Below are 19,195 nucleotides of genomic sequence, written 5' to 3'. Positions count from 1 at the left end.
GTCATCGAAGCTATGGCAGGATCTTCGCAAACCATCGTAGGAAGTCCGGCAGCGCCTGTGCCTGCTGGCTGATGAAGCAAGGAACACCGCTATGAAAGGCGACGCCCCCCTGTTCGCGGCCATTGACTTGGGCTCTAACGCCTTCCGCTTGATGATCGGCCAGTCGGTCACGCGCAATCGACGCCTGGTGATCCAGGAAGTGAAAACCCTGCGTGAGCCGGTCCGATTGGCCGAGGGTCTGCAGGCCGGGGCGTTGGATGAGCTGGCGCTGGATCGGGGCTGGCAGGCGCTCGCCCGATTTGGCAAGAAACTGCGTGGCTTTGAAGCCGCAAGGGTGCGGGCGGTGGCGACCAGTGCCGTGCGCGAAGCGGCGAATGCCCAGTTGTTCCTGGCCAGTGCCGAGCGGCACCTGGGGTTTCGGATCGACGTGCTGTCCGGGCATGAAGAGGCCCGGCTGGTGTATGCCGGTGTTGCCCATACCGTGCCCGGTGTCGAGCGCACGCGGCTGGTGGTGGACATCGGCGGTGGCTCGACCGAACTTATTCTGGGGCAGGGCGCTCAACCGCTGCTGACGGAAAGCATCGCCATCGGCAGTGGCACCTTTGGTGCGCGTTACTTTCGGGGCGGAAGCATCACCGCCCAGGCGCTGTTGGAGGCTGAGCGGGTGGCGGTCCTGCAGTTTGAACAAGTCGCGGCGGGTTATCGCGCCCAGGGCTGGCAGCAGGCAATCGGTTCTTCCGGTACGGCGCGGATGTTGGCCAAAGTGCTCAAGGCCAATGGTTTCAACGATGCTGGGCAAGGCGGCATTACCTACGGTGGGTTGTTGCGTCTGTCGCTGCGGTTGCTGGAAGTCGGCCATGTCGACCAGCTCAGCCTGGCCGGCTTGCAAAGCCATCGCCTGGGCATCCTGCCCGGTGGCCTGGCGATCATGCTGGCGGCATTCAAGGTGTTCGGTATCTCGCAAATGATTGCTTCCGAGCCGGGCCTGAGGTTCGGCGTGCTGCATGGCCTGATGCATCAGCACTGAACACCGACGGTTGTTACCCATTGCCGTCTATCAGCGATGGCTCAATTTCGAGCATCGACGCCTCTTCGGCGACCCCTTCTTTACCAGATCATCCAGCATTTCATCGCCTGGGCAGTCGGTACGTCCGGTGATCGCAAAGCGTGGGCCTGGATCAGGGTGATTGCGTGAACGGGGCTTTTCGCTCTTTCGATATGCAGTCAGTGAAGGCACAATGCGCATCCTTTTTTGGCTCGCCTTGCCCGGAGGCCTCGAAAATGATCAAAACGCCGTACTACCTCATCGACAAACAAAAGCTGCTGGCGAACATGCAGAAGATCGCCTATGTGCGTGAGCAGTCCGGGGCCAAGGCCTTGCTGGCGCTCAAGTGCTTCGCCACCTGGTCGGTGTTCGACCTGATGCAGCAGTACATGGACGGCACCACGTCGTCGTCGCTCTATGAGCTCAAGCTCGGCCGGCAGAAGTTCGCTGGCGAGACCCACGCCTACAGCGTCGCCTGGGCCGACGATGAGATCGAGGAGATGCTCGCCAACTGCGACAAGATCATCTTCAACTCCATCGGCCAGTTGCAGCGCTACACCGAGGCGTCGGCCGGCAAGGTCCGCGGCCTGCGGGTCAATCCGCAAGTGAGCAGCTCCGATTACCTGCTGGCCGACCCGGCGCGCCCCTTCAGCCGTTTGGGCGAATGGGATCCGGTGAAAATCGAGCAAGTCATCGAGCATATCTCCGGCTTCATGTTCCACAACAACTGCGAGAACGGCGATTTCGGTTTGTTCGACCAGATGCTGGGCACTATCGAAGAGCGCTTTGGTCACTTGCTGCATAAGGTCGAGTGGGTCAGCCTCGGTGGCGGCATTCACTTCACTGGCGAGGGCTACGCTCTGGACGCCTTCTGCGCACGGCTCAAGGCTTTCTCGCAGAAGTATGGCGTGCAGGTCTACCTGGAGCCGGGCGAGGCCGCGATCACTCAGAGTGCGTCGCTGGAAGTTACCGTGCTCGACACGCTCTACAACGGCAAGCACCTGGCCGTGGTGGACAGCTCCATCGAGGCGCACATGCTCGATCTGCTGATCTATCGCCTGGACGCCAAGCTGGCGCCGAGCGAGGGCGAACACACCTACATGGTGTGCGGCAAGTCCTGCCTGGCCGGAGACATTTTCGGCGAGTACCAATTCGATCGTCCGCTGTCCATCGGCGATCGGCTGTCGTTCATCGACGCAGCGGGCTACACCATGGTCAAGAAAAACTGGTTCAACGGCCTGAAAATGCCGTCCATCGTAGTGAAGCAGCTCGACGGCAGCGTCGAGGTGGTTCGTGAGTTTGTTTACGACGACTATCTGTCCAGCCTGTCTTGAGCTGGCGGAAGGAGAAATGAAGAAATTGAAGAAGAACGTACTTATCATTGGTGCAGGAGGTGTCGCCAAGGTGGTGGCCCACAAGTGCGCGCAGCACAACGACGAACTCGGTCGTATTGCTATCGCGTCGCGCAACATCTCCAAATGCCAGGCCATCATCGACAGCGTCAAGGCCAAGGGTAGCCTCAAGCAACCCGCCGACATCAAGGCCTTTGCACTGAACGCTCTGGATGTCGAAGCGACCAAGTCGCTGATTCGCGAAACCGAGTCGCAGATCGTCATCAACGTCGGCTCTGCCTTTCTCAACATGTCGGTGCTGCGTGCCTGCATCGATACCGGCGTGGCCTACCTGGACACCGCCATCCACGAAGAACCGGGCAAGGTCTGCGAGACGCCGCCCTGGTACGGTAACTACGAGTGGAACCACCTCCAGGAGTGCCAGGAAAAGAACATCACCGCCATTCTCGGCGTGGGCTTCGACCCGGGCGTGGTCAATGCCTATGCGGCACTGGCGCAGCAACAGCATTTCGACCGCATTGATTCGATCGATATTCTCGACGTCAATGCCGGCTCCCATGGCAAATATTTCGCCACCAATTTCGACCCGGAAATCAATTTCCGCGAATTTACCGGACAGGTGTGGAGCTGGCAGGACAGCCAGTGGACCAGCAACACCATGTTCGAGGTCAAGCGCACCGACGACCTGCCGGTCGTAGGCTCGCAGAACCTGTACCTGACCGGCCACGACGAAGTGCACTCGCTGTCGAAGAACCTCGACGTGCCCAACGTGCGTTTCTGGATGAGCTTCGGCGAGCACTACATCAACGTGTTCACCGTACTGAGGAACCTCGGCCTGCTCTCCGAGCAACCGGTCAAGACCGCCGAAGGCCTGGAAGTCGTGCCGCTGAAAGTGGTCAAGGCCGTGCTGCCTGACCCGAGTTCGCTGGCGCCGGGCTACACCGGCAAGACCTGCATCGGCGACCTGGTCAAGGGCGTCAAGGATGGCCAGCCGCGCGAGATGTTCATCTACAACGTGGCCGACCACGAAGACGCCTACGCCGAAACCGACAGCCAGGGTATTTCCTATACCGCAGGTGTGCCACCCGTGGCCGCAGCCTTGCTGGTGGCCCGTGGCGAGTGGGACGTGCAGCGCATGGTCAACGTCGAGGAGCTGCCGGCCGAGGCGTTCCTTGAAGCGTTGGATGTGATGGGCTTGCCGACGCGCATCAAGGACGAGCATGGAGACCGTCCCTGGAACCAGAACGCCTGAAGGACCCCAGGCAGGTTCCGTTCCGACTCTCCCGATAGGAACTCTTGAAGAAATGCTCCGTATCGAAAGGTACGGAGCATTTTTCGTTTATGACTTTGATCGCTCCCACGCTCTGGTGGGCACGCATCCCGTGACGCTCTGCGTCACCTTGCAGAAGCGGAACGCGGAGCGTCCCTGGCGGCGTTCCCACGCGGAGCGTGAGGAACGATCCTCCACAGCCCCACAACTTGCTCGTTCCCACGCTCTGCGTGGGAATGCATCCCGTGACGCTCTGCGTCACCTTGCAGAAGCGGAACGCGGAGCGTCCCTGGCGGCGTTCCCACGCGGAGCGTGAGGAACGATCTTCCACGGCCTCCGCGACCCGATCGTTCCCACGCTCTGCGTGGTAATGCATCCCGTGACGCTCTGCGTCACCTCCAGGAGCGGAACGCGGAGCGTCCCTGGCGGCATTCCCACGCGGAGCGTGAGGAATGATCTTCCACGGCCTCCGCGACCCGATCGTTCCCACGCTCTGCGTGGTAATGCATCCCGTGACGCTCTGCGCCACCTGCCAGAAGCGGAACGCGGAGCGTCCCTGGCGGCGTTCCCACGCGGAGCGTGAGGAACGATCCTCCACAGCCCCACAACTTGCTCGTTCCCACGCTCTGCGTGGGAATGCATCCCGTGACGCTCTGCGTCACCTTGCAGAAGCGGAACGCGGAGCGTCCCTGGCGGCGTTCCCACGCGGAGCGTGAGGAACGATCGACATCTTGGGATTTATCCCCGCTGGGCTGCGCAGCAGCCCCCCAACACAAGCCCGCTCACGCAGAAAACCTCGCCATGAGCCATCACTCGACCTTACGATTGCGCTTGAGCCTCAGGAGAAGCAATCAGTGACCCCATTCAGGATTCGCGAGCTGGAGAATACCGACGTCGAAGCGCTGCTGGCCTTCGAGATCCACAACCGTGAATGGTTCGAGTCGCATATCGACGCACGCGACCCAGCCTTTTACTCAGGGGCGGGCGTCACCGATCACATTGAAAGCTATTTGGCCGATTTTGCTGCGGGTGCCTGGCACCCTTTTGTCATCGAAGATTCCAACGGGAGAATCGTCGGGCGAGCGAATCTGAAAAGCATCCACTCACCACACGGTTGCGCCGAGGTGGGCTATCGCATTGATCAACGCGTTTGCGGGCAAGGGTTGGCAACGCAGGCCCTGCAACACCTGATCGAGGCGGCACGGGTGCGTTGGGAGCTTACGCAATTGGTGGCTTATGTCTATGAGCGCAACGTCGGCTCAAGGAAGGTCCTTGAACGGTGCGGGTTCGTGCCTGAAGCGCTGTCGGGGGGCGAGGAAATCGAGGGCGGAGGCCGCTTTGTGTTGTCGATCTAGAACGTTAATCCGCGCAGGAGCGCCATTGGGCCACGTGTACTGCCAGCGTCCATGTTTCGTAATCAGACATTCCTGCTCTCCTGCTCCTTGAGCAGATCCAGTGTCCTTGAGTCGACCACCAGCCCACCCTCCAACGCCTGGGCATACACGGATTGCCCGCCCGCAGCCGCTGCAAAAAGCGTCATGCAGGAGGCGAACTTCATGGCATCGATGGTCCCGAGGAGTTTCTCCAAAGCGGCTCCCGAGTCCAGTACGGCACGAGTCGCGCGTTCGAGTCGCGGTCCCAGAAGCGGGTGCTGCAAATAGTCACGCGCCTCGTCGATGCCGCGCAGGCCATAGTAAGTGGCGTTCTCGCTGACACCCAGGCCGCGTAATTGCGGAAAGATGAACCACATCCAATGGCCTTCCTTGCGGCCACGCCGCAGTTCCAGCAAGGCATGGTCATAGGTAGACGCTTGCGCCTGGATAAAACGCTCCAGTGATTCGGTCATGCGAGCCTCCGATAGGGTTTCAAGGCTGAATAATGGACCAGACAAGGTCAGAGCCTATAGCACACTTGCGCTATAGCGCCGTTCGGCACTCGTCCCATAACCTATGAGCGTTATCGGTTTTTCGATCGATCGCAACGAGCACATCGGGACAAGGATCTGTTTTTTGAAAAGCACACCTGCCAGAAAGTCCAACGTCAATCCGGCTTGGCGCAAATGCCTGGCAACGGCGGTCACCGCCTCGACCTTTGCCGTCAGTGGCTGGGGGGCTTTTAGCGCCGATGCGTCGGCCTCGACCGCCAGTGCAACGTCTTCTGCGGCTTGTACCAACGAAGTGGACTTTCAGGCCGGGACAGTGGTGGAGTATGAAAGCCGTGACAACCTGTCATCGGCCATCAGTCGCGGCAAAACCGAGACGTTGGGGCGCGAGGCATTTGCCGACGCCAATCCGGTGGCTTCGGTGCACACGTCGTACTTGAACAACGCGCCGTTCTTTCTGACGACCACTTTCGCCGAGATCAAGGACGGTCGACTGATTCGTTACGGTGATCGCCATGGTGCCGGGGCATCGTTGGTGACCACCACCTACGAACCTCCCGCTTCCACACCGATTGATCTGCAACCCGGGCAGACCGTCACCGTCAGCTACAAAAACAAAGCCGTGAGCGCCGGGGCGACCATCGAGTTCGATGTCGTCGAGAAGCTGACTTATAACGGTCGTGAAACGATCAAGACCGCCTTGGGTACGTTCGATACCTGCAAGTTCACCAATGAAATCTCCACGGGCCCCGTTTCGGCCGAGCAGCCGAAACAGGTCGTCGTTGTCCAGAACTGGTTTCCCGCGGACGGGCCTTATCGTGGTCAGTCGATCCGATCCGTCACGCCCCCTTTCAATGGCGTCGCGCAGAGAGTCAGTGAAGTCGTCAAGATGCAGTATGAGACGCGATGAACGACGCGTCCCGGGCGGGAATATTTGCCGGATCATCGTGGCAGACGAACATCCGCTGTTTCGAGAGGGGATGACGCTGTTACTGGAACGCCTGATACCTGAGGCAATGATCGATCAAGCAGGGAGCCTGGAAGAAGTACGGACGCTCGTAACGAATGGACACGCTCTCGACACGCTGATTCTTGATATACGTCTTCCCGGCCTGGGTTCCGTCAGCGAGCTTGCGCAGTTGCGCCAGGCACTTAAGCACACCGTGATGATTGTGGTTTCGACCCTGGATGATGGCGATGTCATCGGCCGTGTCATGGAAGCGGGTATGGACGGGTTTGTCGGCAAGAGCCTTTCTCCCGACCAGGTCGGCAAGGCCATCGGCGATATTCGCCGTGGCGAAGTACTGGTCAAGTACGAACCTTCGGGCCCGCTGCCGCTTGGCTCCAACGATGACATGAGCAAGCTCACGTCCCGGCAGCGAGAGGTCTGGCAATTGATTGCCGAAGGCAAGACCAATAAGGAAATCGCCTCGGCGCTTGAGATCTCTCCCTTCACCGTGCGCATTCATGTTTCTTCGTTGATCCGTGCGCTGAACGTTCCCAACAGGGCGGTGGCCGCTGCACGCTTTGCCGGGCGCGAGGCGCTTCATACCTTGCGCTGAGCACCTCAGGCCGTCGATCCGGTATCCGAGATTTCGGTTAGCGAGGCGTCATGGAATTGCGCTTGGGACTTGCCCGCACGCTTGGCCCGGTAGAGTGCTTCGTCGGCCTGGGCCAGCGCGTCGGCAAACTCGCCGCCGGTCCACAGTGTTGCGCCGATGCTGCAGCCGATCGTGATCGACTCCCCGGCCAGTACGACCGGCTCGGCCAATCTTGCGATGATGCGCTGGGCGGCACCCTGCAGGCTGGACAAGGCTTCTCCCGTGCGCAGGCGCAGCAGCAATACGAACTCATCCCCGCCGTGGCGCACGGCGATGTCACCATCGCGCACAGCGGCCAGGAGCCGGAAACCGACTTCCTGCAGTAATGCATCGCCCACGGCATGGCCGAAGCGATCGTTGACGGGCTTGAACCCGTCGAGATCCAGGCACAGCACGCCAAAGCCAGGCTGCACGTCCACTTCGTTGCGTACCGCCTCGATGTATTTTTCCAGGGCTGCCCGATTCGGCAGGCCGGTGACGACATCGCGATAGGCGATCCCCTCGACCACGGCCAACTGGCCCCTTTTGCGGGTGAGGCTGTCAACAAGGTGCCGGATCGCAACACTCAGCGTTTCGACTTCGCGCGTACCCTTGAGTAATGGAATCCCTACATCGGCACCTTCGGAAAGGCGCGCGGCGGCCTCGGCGATGACGTTCACCGGACCGGTGAGAATACCGGCCACGATCCATCCGATGACCGCGAAGAGGACGGACAGCAAGCCACCCCAGAGGAGTATTTCATTGCGCATCTCACGTGATGCCGCAAAGGCGACCTCGGCGGGCTGGCGTGTCACCACGGTCCACCCCAGGCCGGGATAATCGTCGACGCCGATACTTTGCGCCGCACCTGCCAGATAGAGGTTACCGTCCGGCCAGCGCTCGACCGACCAGCTTTGTCCGCGCCCATCGAGCGTGACGCCGGCGGGCTTGCCAATCATGTCCTTGGGGCCCAGCAGGATGGTGCCGTCCTTGCTGATGACCAGGAACTCCAGGCCAGGCAGGCGCTTTTGCAGGGGGTCGAACAGCGATCGGCCAACTTCCGCCGCCCATTCCCAGGAAAGATGCGTCGCGAGCACGCCCGTGAGATTTCCGGCGACGTCCTTGATTGGCATGCTGATATCGACGAATTTCATCGCTTCCCCGGAAGGATTCGGCAGCAGCTTGGCCAGCAGGACGGCTTCATGGACATCGCCGATAAATGTCTTCTCCCGCGCATTGGCGAAGACTGGCCGCTGCGAGATATCGGCGCCTGCGAGCACTCCGTTGGTCGATGCGACCACTTTGCCGTGGGTGTCGGTGAGGCCGATCCAGGAGTAGTTCGGAAATTGCTGGCTAAGGTGGTCGAGCAGGGCGCGTGCTTCGCCGGGGTTCGCCGTGTTGCGCAAGGCTTCCAGCTTGCTCAGGACCGTGAGCGCTCTTGAACGGTTACTCATGTCGCGATCGAGGCGGTCGATCATCGAGTAGGCGTATTCGCTCAGTTGCAGGCCGGTTTGCTCCTTGAGCCGCGAAATGGAGGACTCGCCGATGACGGTGCCGAAGATGCAACTGAGGAGCAGCACGACCAGCGCCACCACGATGGCGAAGCGTGCCCGCAAGCTTTGGAAGAGAAAGGTGTACATGTCGGGCCGCCACTGGAATGGAATGGGAAGGCCTTTATTCCATGGCGTTCTTGACGCGCATCCTCTCAGAATTTTCCGGTTTGGGGTACTGGGCCGGTAGCGATTGAAAGCGACGACAGGAACAACGTCACTACCAGCCTTTCACGCCGCTCATGTCGGGCAGCTTGTGAGCGATGCCTTTATGGCAGTCGATACAGGTGGCTTCGCCATTGGCCAGCGACGTCGAGTGCATGGACGCGGCACGCTTGCCTTGGCGGGTGAAATCCATGAATTCGAAGTTGTGGCAGTTACGGCATTCGCGAGAGTCGTTGGCCTTGAGCCGGGCCCACTCGTGTTCGGCCAGTTCGCGGCGCAGGGCGAGGAATTTGTCGCGTGTATCAATGGTGCCGAAAATCTTGCCCCAGACCTCCTTCGACGCCTGCATCTTGCGCGCGATTTTATGGGTCCATTCGTGCGGCACGTGGCAGTCCGGGCAGCTGGCGCGTACGCCGGAGCGGTTGGTGTAGTGAATCGTGTCCTTGAGTTCGACGAAAACGTTGTCGCGCATTTCATGACAGGAGACGCAGAACGCCTCGGTGTTGGTGGCCTCCAGCGCGGTGTTGAAGCCGCCCCAGAAAACGATCCCGGCGATAAAACCGCCGAGCGTCAGGAAACCCAGGCTGTAGTACATGCTCGGACGACGCAGGACACCCCAATAGTCCTTGAGCAGGGCGAACAGTGCTTTCATGTTGCCTCCTCAAGGCTTTTGCGCGGCGTTTGCGTCGTCTTGCAGGATTTTGTCGATGGTCTGGAAGTTGTTTCCCACCAGTGGTTTTACGTCGGCCTGCGGCACGTGGCACTGGTTGCAGAAGTACCGACGCGGTGCCACGGCTGCCAGTGCCTGGCCGTCACGGTCCATGTAGTGGGTGATGCTGATCATCGTCGCCTGGGTCCGTGCGCTGTTGGCGCGGCTGTGGCAGGACAGGCATTTGTTGCCGTTCTTGTCGATCTGATAGCCGCGGATGGTGTGCGGAATGGTTGGCGGCTGGTCCGGGTAGTTGCGCTCGCGCTTGAGGTCCTTGTTTTCTTCTTCGGCAATGGGTGGGGCAGGCATGCTCTGGGTCAGGGTGCCTCCAGGACGGCGGCCATCCGGCGCGGGTGCATCGAGTGGATAGTCGATTTCAGCGGCAATTGCCACGCCGATCACAGCAAGCAGGAGCAACGGCAGGATTCGAAAAAACATCACGGTTCTCCTCAGGCCACGCTGACCAACTCGATGCGTATCGCGCATTTTTTATAGTCGGTCTGCTTGGAGATCGGGTCGGTGGCATCGAGCGTGACCTTGTTGATCAGTTTGTTGGCATCGAAGAATGGTACGAAGACCAACCCTTGAGGCGGCTTGTTGCGCCCGCGAGTCTCGATGCGCGCACGGATTTCACCGCGCCGGCTGATCAGCTTCACCTCGCTGCCGCGCCGCGCCTTCAAGGCCTTGGCGTCGTCGGGGTGCATGTAGACCAGCGCATCCGGCACGGCTTTGTACAGCTCCTCGACGCGCTGGGTCATGGTGCCCGTGTGCCAATGTTCGAGGACGCGGCCGGTGGACAGCCAGAACGGATAGTCGGCGTCGGGGGCTTCGGCGGGCGGCTCGTAGGGGAGGGCGAAGATGATCGCCTTCTTGTCCGGGTAACCGTAGAACTGCACCTCGCTGCCTTTCTCCACGTACGGGTCCAGCCCCTCGCGGTAACGCCAACGGGTTTCCTTGCCTTCGACCACCGGCCAGCGCAGACCGCGTTCGTTGTGGTAGCGGTCGAACGTGGCAAGGTCATGTCCGTGGCCGCGACCGAACTGGGCGTACTCTTCGAACAGGCCTTTTTGCGGATAGAAACCAAAGGCCTTGGCTTCATCGTTCTTGTAGCCGGCTTCCATCTGGTCGACGGGGAACTGGTCGACCTGACCATTCTTGAACAGCACCTCGAAGAGGGTCTTACCCTTGAGTTCAGGCGCCTTGGCCAGTAACTCGGCGGGCCAGGTTTCATCGGTGGTGAAGCGTTTGGAAAACTCCATCAACTGCCACAGATCCGACTTGGCGTCTCCCGGCGCACTCACCAACTGGTGCCAGAATTGCGTCCGGCGTTCGGCGTTGCCGAAGGCGCCTTCCTTTTCCACCCACATGGCGCTGGGCAGGATGAGGTCGGCGGCCTGGGCGGAAACGGTCGGGTAGACATCGGAGACGATCATGAAGTTGTTCGGGTTGCGCCAACCCGGCAGGACTTCCTGCATGATGTTCGGTCCGGCCTGCATGTTATTGCTGGCCTGGGTCCAGCAGACGTTGAGCACGCCGTCCTTGAGCATGCGGCTCTGTTCGACCGCATGGAAGCCTGGCTTTTCCTGGAGGGTGCCGGCGGGCAGCTTCCAGATTTTTTCGGCGGTGGCGCGGTGCTTGGGATTGGTCACCACCAGGTCGGCCGGCAGCCGGTGGGAGAAGGTTCCGACTTCCCGCGCAGTACCGCAGGCCGATGGCTGGCCGGTCAACGAGAACGGGCTGTTGCCCGGTTCGCTGATCTTGCCGGTGAGCAGATGGATGTTGTAGATCAGATTGTTGGCCCAGACGCCACGGGTATGCTGGTTGAAGCCCATGGTCCAGAACGAGACGATCTTGCGTTTGGGGTCGGCATACAGCTCGGCGAGATTCTTCAGACGCTCGGCGGGCACCCCCGTCTCCTTGGCGGTTCGCTCCAGCGTGTAGGGCTTGACGAAGGCAGCGTACTGCTCGAAAGAAATGTCCGTCCAGGTGTTGGCCTTGGCGGCATTGGCGGCTTTCTTCTCCCGTGGATCGTCAGGGCGCAGGCCGTATCCGATGTCGTCGGCCCCCTTGGCGAACCGGGTGTGCTTGCTGATGAAGTCCTGGTTGACCGCGCCGCTTTCGATGATGTGGTTGGCGATGTAGTTGAGGATCATCAGGTCGGTTTGCGGCTTGAACACCATGGGGATGTCGGCGAGTTCGAAGCTGCGATGTTCGAAGGTGGACAGCACCGCTACTTTCACATGGGGTTGGCTCAAGCGGCGGTCGGTGACGCGGCTCCAGAGCACCGGGTGCATCTCGGCCATGTTCGAACCCCAGAGTACGAAGGCATCGGTGGCTTCGATGTCGTCATAGCAGCCCATCGGCTCATCCATGCCGAATGTGCGCATGAAGCCCATCACCGCCGAGGCCATGCAATGACGGGCGTTGGGGTCGATGTTGTTGGTGCGAAAACCGGCCTTCATCAGTTTGTTGGCGGCGTAGCCTTCCCAGACCGTCCATTGCCCGGAACCGAACATGCCCACTGACTGGGGCCCTTTGTCCTTCAAGGCTTGCTTGAACTTCAGTTCCATGATGTCGAAAGCTTTCTCCCAACTGACTGGCTGGAATTCCCCTTGCTTGTCGTACTGGCCATTCTTCATGCGCAACAGCGGCTGGGTCAGGCGGTCGACGCCATACATGATCTTGGAAAGAAAATAGCCTTTGACGCAGTTCAGTCCGCGATTGACTTCGGCCTTGACGTCGCCATGAGTGGCGACCACGCGGTTGTCTCGGGTCGCGACCATCACGCTGCAACCGGTGCCGCAGAAGCGACATGGAGCCTTGTTCCAGTCCAAGGTGACCATATCGGCTTCGGTCACCAGGTTGCTGGCGGAGGTCACTATCGGAAGGCCGGCAGCGGCGGCTGCAATGGCAGCGGCCTGGGTCTTGACGAATGCTCGGCGGGTCAGGCTCATTCGGTCTCTCCATCGGGCTCGAGGAGTTCGTGGTAGATCAACGCGGCATTGAGTACGCCTGGCAGTTGGTTGATCTGTTCGATGCGTTGAAGGATCTGGTCTTCGTGTCGGGCTTCAAGCACCACCACGAGTTTTCCGGCGGCGCTTTCATGATGCAGTTCCAGGCCATCCAACAGCCGCAGGTTGGCCTTGACCGCGTCGAACAATTCCGGTCGGGCAAGTACGATGAGGCTGGCAATATGCAGGGCTTCGTCCATGAGCGGGCTCCAATAGCCTTCAAGAAAACGCCATTCGCTAGTTGGGAGGGCCAGGGGGGCCATACAGCATTTGGAAAAACCAGACGAGGAAACCGTAGCCGCCGACAATGGCGACCGACAGTAACGGAAAGAGGCAGATGACAAGGAAAAGGAACAGCCGGGTTTCCTTGCGGCGTTCAGGTTTGCGTTCTTCAGCCAACGACATTGGGAATCTCCCGCCGAACCTGAGTTGATACTAGACCACGAAGTTTGTAGGGCTTCTTCGGCTTGGTACATCCCGACCAGCGGTCATTTCGAACGACGCCGGCCGATTTTTCCGAGCGTTGCGATGGCCGGTACAACCGGCCTGGGGTCTTGCGAATCGACACCTGGCCAAGACCCGGTGTCGATCCGTCTAGTGCTTACAGCCAGTACCGCAGGCCGAGCATCAAGGACTGGGCGTTGTATTCGGTTTCCACGTCAGCCGGGGGCAGGCCCTGGATTTGGCCGAAGTTCGCTTCGCCGGTCTTGAAGTAGCGGTAATCCAGGGACATGGACCAGTGGTCGCTCAGCTCGTAAGCGACGCCTGCGCCGAGTTGCCAGGCCGAGACGGTGTCGCGATGGGTGCCGCCGAACTCGACGCCACCGGCTTCCAGGCCCTTGATGGTCAGCACCGCGTAGCCCAGGCCACCGCCCACATAAGGTGTGAACCGGCTCAAGGGGGCAGGCAGGTTCGGGATGTCATACCAGAGGTTGGCCATGAGGCTGCTGGCTTCCTCTTCGCCTTTGCCCTCGATGCTGCTCCCGCCCTCGTAGATCCGGTTATTGAATTGGTCCAGGGTGTTGCGGCGGTAGCTCAGTTCCACCTCGGGCCGTAGCCCGACCGGGAACCGCCAGCCCACTGCCAGCCCGGTGGCGTAGCCCGAGTGCAGCGGTTGGTTGTATTCCATCTCGACGAAATCATTGTTGTTCTGGGTCAGGTCCTGTTTGGAAACCCAGTTCACGCCACCCATGCCACTGATATAGGGGCCGAGGTTGTCGGCGAAACTCGATGCTGGGGCAATAGCCCCCAGGCCAACGATTGCCATGAGCAGATACTGGGTGTTTTTCTGTAGGTTCATGCTAGATCCGAAATGTGCTGTTATCGATAAGTAAGCAAAGCGAGCCCGGGAAGGCGTGTTCTGCACGCCTGCTTCCGGGAGGCATTCACACGAGGTGCAAAGGCGTCGCGGTTTTCTCGTGTCCTGGGGTGGCGATGGCCCGTTGTTCAGCCAGCGTGCACAGGTTGTCCAGTGCCGTGGTCATCGCTGCGGTCAACGCTTTGCGCAGCAGTGCGCGGTACAGGAAACTCAACGGCCCGGAAATTTTCGCGCTATGGATGACATGGGTTTCGTCGGGAGAAAGCCTGCGCATCTGATGATCGAATTCGAGGTCGATCCACAGCAGCCGTGCACTGTTGCGATAGCTTTCGTGCAGGCTCACGGCTTCCAGTTTCAGTGGCATGTTCAAGCCGTTCTTGAGCACACATTTGCCGCGTGTCCCCGCCTGGAAAGGGCCGTCGAGCTGACACTGGCGAACGTCGGTATCCCATAACGGCGCTTCTGCAAAATTGCTCCAGATCTTCCAGATTTCAGAAGGGGGCGATTTGACTATGACTTGCACTTTGACATCGTTCACGGCGACACCTTGGTTGTGGGGGGCACGGTCATGCGCAGGGCAGATCCATTCAATGCTCAGGCCGCCGGTGCGGATTGACTCAGCACCTGGGCGGTAATACTTGCTTGACCGATTTTTTCACCCCGGTTGAACAGGTCGATATAGATGCGGTTGGTCTTGAATGCCTGGAGCGCCGCATCAAAGCCGGCTTGCGGCGCCAATGACAGCGGGCTGTTCCTGGGGATGGGGCGATCCAGGGTGAAGCTCAAGGCCAGCAGATTCATCGGGGTGTTGAGTGGAATCCGCAGATGGCTGTGGGCGATCTGCATGTAGCACTGGCGAGCGACTTCGAGGAAATACACCATCGAATAGTGCTCGGGATCACCTGCCTGGAAGAAGTGCTCCTGCGGCAGTTTCACGGTGTCCACGCTCAGGCCCTGGGCGACACCGCTCATGTCACTGACGATGACGTTCTCCTCCCTGGCCTTGTGCAACAGGGCCCTGTTACGGCACGGCGTGGCGGTGAATTCGCCGGCTGGCGATATCTCGAACGCCGAGCTGTAGGCCATCCCGAGGACGCAGGTGCACATCACTTTCCCGGCCTGCATGACCTTCGCGTTGAACACCTGGGGATCCTGGCCTTGCTCGACGTGCAGATCGATCACGCCTTGCTTCTGTACGTATTGCTGGAACTTGATTGTCAGGGTCTTGATGTAGGCGACCCGTCCGCTCAGAGGGGGCATCGCCAGTTCGATCAGTTGCAGCACGCCCTCGAGCAGCAAAATGCCCGGGACGTGATCCAAGGGGTGATCGAAGAAGTACGGGTGCGCTTCATCCACCACGAGCTGGGCGTGCAGCGACTGTGGGCTGCGCTGGGCGTTGGCGATCACGATATGTTCCGCGCTGCGCTGCCAGCGTGTCGGGCGCTGGGATGTGTCGCCACGCTGCAGGGCGAACAGGCTTTCCATGGCGCGAACCCGCACCCGCAGCCCGGAGAGCAAGGTGCTGGTGAGCATGTCGCTGAGTTGCTGCACGTCGACGCCATCGTCCTGCGGTTCGCGAACCACGCTGACAGGCCGGGCAGGCGTGATGACCTGCTGCAGTTCGTGGGATGACGAATGGGCAAAGCGCAACATGAAGGGATGCTTGATGGGCGAGCTGGCTTCGGCCGCCGCCGGGCTCCATTGGCGAAGTTTTTCGGTAAACAGCCACATCACCGTCTTGCCGGCATCGCGCACCTCGATCACCGAATGGGTCGTGCCCTTCAACATCACCGCCAACAGGGTCTCGATGCCACTGGCTTCAGCCAGGAAGCCGGTCAGCTCCTGCAGCGATCCGCTGGCAGGCGTCGCAGCAGGCTGCAACTCACAGATGTCAACGTTCGGATAGTCGCTCGGCGCTTTGCCCAGCCGTTGGCAAGCCTCTTCCAACGAGTCGGCAGCGTGGGCGAGGACCGCCGCGCGGATCACCAGCAAGGGTTTGTCAGCGGCATCCGGTCGATAACGACGCAGCGCGATCAGCCCCAGTCCTTCACCTTGCGTGATTGTGCTGCTCCGGGCGCGTTCGACCTCGATTTCACCGCTGAAAAAACGCCCTGCGCCGAGCAGCAGCGTGGTGATGCCATCGTTGAACCATTGCGGCGAGGCCAGCAGGGTTTGCCAGAACAGTCCCGCCGTGCCGACCAGGGTCTGATGGAAACCCTTGAAGTCAAAAATCTGCGCCGGGTAGCCGGACAACATGTTCGGCAGCATGGTTGCCACGTCCGTCACCTCGACGCCCGGTGCCGTACCTTGCGCCCGGGAGTAGAAGTTGTGGGCGCTGCTGTAGGCATTGCTGAAGCGCTCGCCGCCCATGTTGCAGCACATGACCATCGCAGTGCCGGGCGAACCGGCCACGCCTGGCAAACGTCGCAGCAGATGATTGACGCGATCGGTGATCAACAGCTTGAACGGGTCGACATGAGCCAATGGCTTGGGACCCATGCCAAAGCCATCGATATCGATAACGTGGTCTTGCGCGAGGAATTTTCCCAGCAACGGTTGACCGGGCGCCGGGGTGTAATCAACGAAGCGCCCATAAGGGAACATGACCGAGGGGGCGGCGGGTTGATCGAGTTGCTGTTGGAATGACTGCAAGGAACGATGGCTGCCCAGTGCTGCTTCAGCCTCGACAATGGCAAGGTCGAGCATTACCACGCCACTGGCGCTCGCCGGGGCGGTCAGGGGGGCGGCAGAGTGGTTGTCGGGAATGTATTCATCCACCACCAGGTGCGCGTTGGCGCCGCCGAAACCAAAACTGGAGATGCCAATCCGGAGTGCAGATTGATGATCCTCCAGGGGCTGTACCTGCTGGGTGGCGAGTCGCAGGCAGGTCTCGTCGACCTTGGTGCTGGGGCGGTAACCGGGCTGTGGGGGAATGCCTTTATGGCGCAGTATCATCAAGGCCTTGGCGAGCGAGGCACCTCCGGCAGCGGCCAGGGGATGGCCGATGACCGACTTGATCGAACCGATGATGATTTTCTTGCCGTCCGGACGATGGGGGGCAAAGAAGCTGTTCAGCGAGGCCAGCTCCGTTGCGTCCCCTAGCGGTGTACCGGTGCCGTGGGTCTCGATGTAGTCCACATCGCGTGGATCGAGGCCGCGATAGGCACGTTGGTAGGCCGAGTACTGGGCCTGTTTGCCTGGCGCAAACACCGAGCCTTCGGCGCCGTCGGCGGACATGCCCAAGGCGCGCAGCACGCCCAGGGGACGACGCTGCGCTGTCAGGGCCTGGGCGAGCGGTTCGACCAGAAAGGCCACGGCACATTCGCCGGGCACGATGCCGTCGGCGTCCTGGCCGAACGCTTCCATCCGCGCGCGGGCGGAAAAAGCCGTCAACTGCGAGAAACCCAGGAACAGCGCGGGTGGCAGCACGGTGTTCAGGGCCATGACAATCGCGTTGTCAGCCTGACCACTGTTGACCAGCGCCTGGGCCATATCCAAGGCATAGGGGAACGAACTGCACGCGGTGTCTACCGATAACGCCGGCCCACCCAAGGCAAAGGCCGCCGCCAGTTCCGCTACTTGCTCACCCGGTGTAAAGCCCGACGGCGTGTCGGTTTTTCCGGATACGCCGGTGACGAAATAGCTCTCGTCGCTCCAGGAGGTCGCGACCACCAGCGCGGTGCGCTCCCTGCTCAGCGCCGAGCCTTGTCCGGCGAGTTGGGTGAGCAACGTCTGGAGCACTTTCTTGCCGATGGCGACCTGTCGTCCTTCGTGCCGTGACGGGGTCGAGGCGTCATCGGTCAGGCAAAAAGCGCTGTCCAGGTACGTGCGATCCTTCTCGCCGGCCTTGGTTGAATAGATCGACGCCTTGTCCAATTCCCAACGTGTCGGCATGGATTCGATCGGTGCGATCTGCCCTTGCCAGAGCAACTGCCAAAGCGCGTCCGTGGACGGCGCCCCCGGAAACTCGCCCGCCATCGCGCTGAAGCAGAAATCGCCCATTGTTGTTACTGCGCCACTCATACCTGTCTCCCTGATCGCCAAAATGCTGGGTGACCTGTTCGATCACCCGGATTCCATTCCTGTTGCTGCTGGGCTCAGCTCAACCTGGCCAGCAGCGACAAGGCATCTTGAGGCGTGCGACGGGACATCAGCGCTTCACCGGCAAACTCGCTGGCAGAGCACTGTTGCGCCATGGATTGGCAGAGCGCCTCGCGGGCAAAGCCGTTGAGGCCCAGTTGTGCGAACGACGTCTGGATGTCGATCGACTGCGCTGCGTCCGGGATCAACGGAGACAGGGCGTTGAGCAGCAGGTTTTCTTCCCGCCCTTGAGTGTCCGTCGTGGCAGGTGAAGGCTCGACGCCAGGCGCTGCCTGCGGCGTTGGATCGGCCAGGGCGGCTTGAATCAGGGCAATGGTTGCCTGCGGGAGCTTGGCGTTGGCCAGCTCGGAACTGTGCGCCTTGAGTTGTGGCCACATGGCGACTACCGACTCCAGGAAGTCCAACTGCACCAGCGAATCAAGGCCCAGGCTTTCATAGCTTTGTGACGGGTCGATCTGCTCAACCGTAAAGCCGGTGATGGCCGCGAGTTGGTCGAGCACCCATGCTTGGACATCCACCGTTGGTGCCTGCGGATCGGCTTCAAGCCGTGCCAGCAAGGCGGTCGGGGTAGGGGCATCGAAGAGCTGCGAGGTGAGGTCTTTCTTTTCCGGGAAGTGCTGGGCCAGGGATTCGAAAATATCGACCAGCCCCAGCGAGTCGATCCCCAGGCTCTCGAAGCTCTGATCGAAGTCGATCTGTTGCGCCTGGAAGCCGGTGACCGTGCTGATCTCGGCACGCAACCATTGCCCGTAGCTAAGTGCATCTGTCTCTTCGACGGCTTCGACGGCTTCGACGACAGGTGCCGGCGCCAGTATGGTCGGGTTCAAGTGAACCGGCTCCAGCACGGGAACACTCTGGTTGACAGCTGCTTCGGTCCCATTGGCATAAACGCCTTCAAGGACTTGTTGATGAGCATTGAAATAATGCGCAGTGACTGTTTCAGCCTGTTCCAGGAGTCGCAGCAATATTGCTTCTTTGGCGACATTGGATTCGCACAGTGAATCAATAATCTTTTCGGAAAGAGAGAAATAGCTATGGGCTATTCTCCCATTGGATACGATGAATTCCTGCACAACATCGTTAAGTTGCAAGCGCATAAAGTTCTCCTAACCAAGTCGGTCGATATTTCTATAAGTAAGAAAGATCAAAAATCCTGGCCCAGGGCAGGGCCTTGTTTATATCAAATCATCAAACTGGCAGTAGCCATGGAGC

17 protein-coding genes are annotated in these 19,195 nt (G+C 60.3%); 6 read left to right on the top strand and 11 right to left on the bottom strand.

Going from position 1 to position 19,195, the window contains the following annotated elements:
• Positions 1-91: 91 nt before the first annotated feature.
• The 4 genes from TK06_RS08085 (at position 92) to TK06_RS08070 (ending at position 5,022) form a co-directional block, all read left to right on the top strand.
• Positions 92-1,027 carry a phosphatase gene (locus tag TK06_RS08085; protein ID WP_063321633.1) on the top strand — a complete coding sequence of 312 codons (936 nt, stop codon included), beginning with the start codon at positions 92-94 and terminating at the stop codon, positions 1,025-1,027.
• 254 nt (positions 1,028-1,281) lie between these two features.
• Positions 1,282-2,379, top strand: coding sequence for a carboxynorspermidine decarboxylase (locus tag TK06_RS08080; protein ID WP_058545429.1), 1,098 nt, complete (start codon positions 1,282-1,284; stop codon positions 2,377-2,379).
• A 25-nt stretch (positions 2,380-2,404) separates the two neighbouring features.
• Complete coding sequence (locus TK06_RS08075) at positions 2,405-3,649, top strand: saccharopine dehydrogenase family protein (protein ID WP_063325102.1); 1,245 nt, start codon at positions 2,405-2,407, stop codon at positions 3,647-3,649.
• Between the two features lie 872 nt (positions 3,650-4,521).
• Positions 4,522-5,022 carry a GNAT family N-acetyltransferase gene (locus TK06_RS08070; RefSeq protein WP_063321632.1) on the top strand — a complete coding sequence of 167 codons (501 nt, stop codon included), beginning with the start codon at positions 4,522-4,524 and terminating at the stop codon, positions 5,020-5,022.
• Positions 5,023-5,084: 62 nt separating this feature from the next.
• Here TK06_RS08070 and TK06_RS08065 read toward each other — a convergent pair whose 3' ends face one another.
• Complete coding sequence (locus TK06_RS08065) at positions 5,085-5,513, bottom strand: DUF1810 domain-containing protein (RefSeq protein WP_063321631.1); 429 nt, start codon at positions 5,511-5,513, stop codon at positions 5,085-5,087.
• A 103-nt stretch (positions 5,514-5,616) separates the two neighbouring features.
• On the opposite strand from TK06_RS08065, the gene TK06_RS08060 reads away from it, so the two are divergent.
• Entirely contained in the window at positions 5,617-6,459 is an 843-nt protein-coding gene (locus tag TK06_RS08060; RefSeq protein ID WP_063321630.1) for a hypothetical protein, read from the top strand.
• Positions 6,446-7,111: a LuxR C-terminal-related transcriptional regulator gene (locus tag TK06_RS08055; RefSeq protein WP_086936601.1), complete on the top strand. Its 666-nt coding sequence runs from the start codon at positions 6,446-6,448 to the stop codon at positions 7,109-7,111. The genes TK06_RS08060 and TK06_RS08055 overlap by 14 nt, the downstream gene beginning before the upstream one ends.
• Before the next feature lie 5 nt (positions 7,112-7,116).
• Here TK06_RS08055 and TK06_RS33200 read toward each other — a convergent pair whose 3' ends face one another.
• From TK06_RS33200 to TK06_RS08005, 10 genes are all read right to left on the bottom strand, one after another.
• Positions 7,117-8,769 carry a diguanylate cyclase domain-containing protein gene (locus TK06_RS33200; protein WP_063321628.1) on the bottom strand — a complete coding sequence of 551 codons (1,653 nt, stop codon included), beginning with the start codon at positions 8,767-8,769 and terminating at the stop codon, positions 7,117-7,119.
• 130 nt (positions 8,770-8,899) lie between these two features.
• On the bottom strand, positions 8,900-9,496 hold the full coding sequence (locus TK06_RS08045) for a cytochrome c3 family protein (RefSeq protein WP_063321627.1): 597 nt from the start codon (positions 9,494-9,496) through the stop codon (positions 8,900-8,902).
• A gap of 9 nt (positions 9,497-9,505) precedes the next feature.
• On the bottom strand, positions 9,506-9,991 hold the full coding sequence (locus TK06_RS08040) for a nitrate reductase cytochrome c-type subunit (protein WP_063321626.1): 486 nt from the start codon (positions 9,989-9,991) through the stop codon (positions 9,506-9,508).
• An 11-nt stretch (positions 9,992-10,002) separates the two neighbouring features.
• Positions 10,003-12,507 (bottom strand): nitrate reductase catalytic subunit NapA, encoded by a 2,505-nt coding sequence (gene napA, locus TK06_RS08035; RefSeq protein WP_063321625.1) that lies wholly within the window; start codon positions 12,505-12,507, stop codon positions 10,003-10,005.
• Positions 12,504-12,764, bottom strand: a complete 261-nt coding sequence (locus TK06_RS08030; RefSeq protein ID WP_014338487.1) for a chaperone NapD — start codon at positions 12,762-12,764, stop codon at positions 12,504-12,506. Before TK06_RS08030 ends, napA begins: the two co-directional genes overlap by 4 nt.
• A 37-nt stretch (positions 12,765-12,801) precedes the next feature.
• Positions 12,802-12,969 carry a periplasmic nitrate reductase, NapE protein gene (napE, locus tag TK06_RS08025; RefSeq protein ID WP_014338488.1) on the bottom strand — a complete coding sequence of 56 codons (168 nt, stop codon included), beginning with the start codon at positions 12,967-12,969 and terminating at the stop codon, positions 12,802-12,804.
• 196 nt (positions 12,970-13,165) lie between these two features.
• Complete coding sequence (locus tag TK06_RS08020) at positions 13,166-13,864, bottom strand: outer membrane protein (RefSeq protein ID WP_063321624.1); 699 nt, start codon at positions 13,862-13,864, stop codon at positions 13,166-13,168.
• An 85-nt stretch (positions 13,865-13,949) separates the two neighbouring features.
• Positions 13,950-14,420 (bottom strand): SRPBCC family protein, encoded by a 471-nt coding sequence (locus TK06_RS08015; protein WP_063321623.1) that lies wholly within the window; start codon positions 14,418-14,420, stop codon positions 13,950-13,952.
• A gap of 56 nt (positions 14,421-14,476) precedes the next feature.
• Positions 14,477-17,905 (bottom strand): beta-ketoacyl synthase N-terminal-like domain-containing protein, encoded by a 3,429-nt coding sequence (locus tag TK06_RS08010; RefSeq protein WP_063321622.1) that lies wholly within the window; start codon positions 17,903-17,905, stop codon positions 14,477-14,479.
• Positions 17,906-17,979: 74 nt separating this feature from the next.
• Positions 17,980-19,080, bottom strand: coding sequence for an acyl carrier protein (locus tag TK06_RS08005; RefSeq protein ID WP_063321621.1), 1,101 nt, complete (start codon positions 19,078-19,080; stop codon positions 17,980-17,982).
• Positions 19,081-19,195: the final 115 nt, after the last annotated feature.

The organism is Pseudomonas fluorescens, assembly GCF_001623525.1.
Taxonomy (GTDB): domain Bacteria; phylum Pseudomonadota; class Gammaproteobacteria; order Pseudomonadales; family Pseudomonadaceae; genus Aquipseudomonas; species Aquipseudomonas fluorescens_Q.
The sequence above is the reverse complement of the archived record's forward strand: the minus strand, read 5'-3'. Positions and strand labels throughout refer to the sequence as shown.

Bases quoted from the DNA above. Each gene is read 5' to 3' on its own strand.
- TK06_RS08040 (WP_063321626.1), bottom strand. From the start codon at position 9,991: ATGTTTTTTCGAATCCTGCCGTTGCTCCTGCTTGCTGTGATCGGCGTG.
- TK06_RS08085 (WP_063321633.1), top strand. From the start codon at position 92: ATGAAAGGCGACGCCCCCCTGTTCGCGGCCATTGACTTGGGCTCTAAC.
- TK06_RS08005 (WP_063321621.1), bottom strand. From the start codon at position 19,080: ATGCGCTTGCAACTTAACGATGTTGTGCAGGAATTCATCGTATCCAAT.
- TK06_RS08055 (WP_086936601.1), top strand. From the start codon at position 6,446: ATGAGACGCGATGAACGACGCGTCCCGGGCGGGAATATTTGCCGGATC.
- TK06_RS08060 (WP_063321630.1), top strand. From the start codon at position 5,617: ATGAGCGTTATCGGTTTTTCGATCGATCGCAACGAGCACATCGGGACA.
- TK06_RS08030 (WP_014338487.1), bottom strand. From the start codon at position 12,764: ATGGACGAAGCCCTGCATATTGCCAGCCTCATCGTACTTGCCCGACCG.
- TK06_RS08045 (WP_063321627.1), bottom strand. From the start codon at position 9,496: ATGAAAGCACTGTTCGCCCTGCTCAAGGACTATTGGGGTGTCCTGCGT.
- TK06_RS08080 (WP_058545429.1), top strand. From the start codon at position 1,282: ATGATCAAAACGCCGTACTACCTCATCGACAAACAAAAGCTGCTGGCG.
- TK06_RS08010 (WP_063321622.1), bottom strand. From the start codon at position 17,905: ATGAGTGGCGCAGTAACAACAATGGGCGATTTCTGCTTCAGCGCGATG.
- TK06_RS33200 (WP_063321628.1), bottom strand. From the start codon at position 8,769: ATGTACACCTTTCTCTTCCAAAGCTTGCGGGCACGCTTCGCCATCGTG.
- napE (WP_014338488.1), bottom strand. From the start codon at position 12,969: ATGTCGTTGGCTGAAGAACGCAAACCTGAACGCCGCAAGGAAACCCGG.
- napA (WP_063321625.1), bottom strand. From the start codon at position 12,507: ATGAGCCTGACCCGCCGAGCATTCGTCAAGACCCAGGCCGCTGCCATT.
- TK06_RS08065 (WP_063321631.1), bottom strand. From the start codon at position 5,513: ATGACCGAATCACTGGAGCGTTTTATCCAGGCGCAAGCGTCTACCTAT.
- TK06_RS08020 (WP_063321624.1), bottom strand. From the start codon at position 13,864: ATGAACCTACAGAAAAACACCCAGTATCTGCTCATGGCAATCGTTGGC.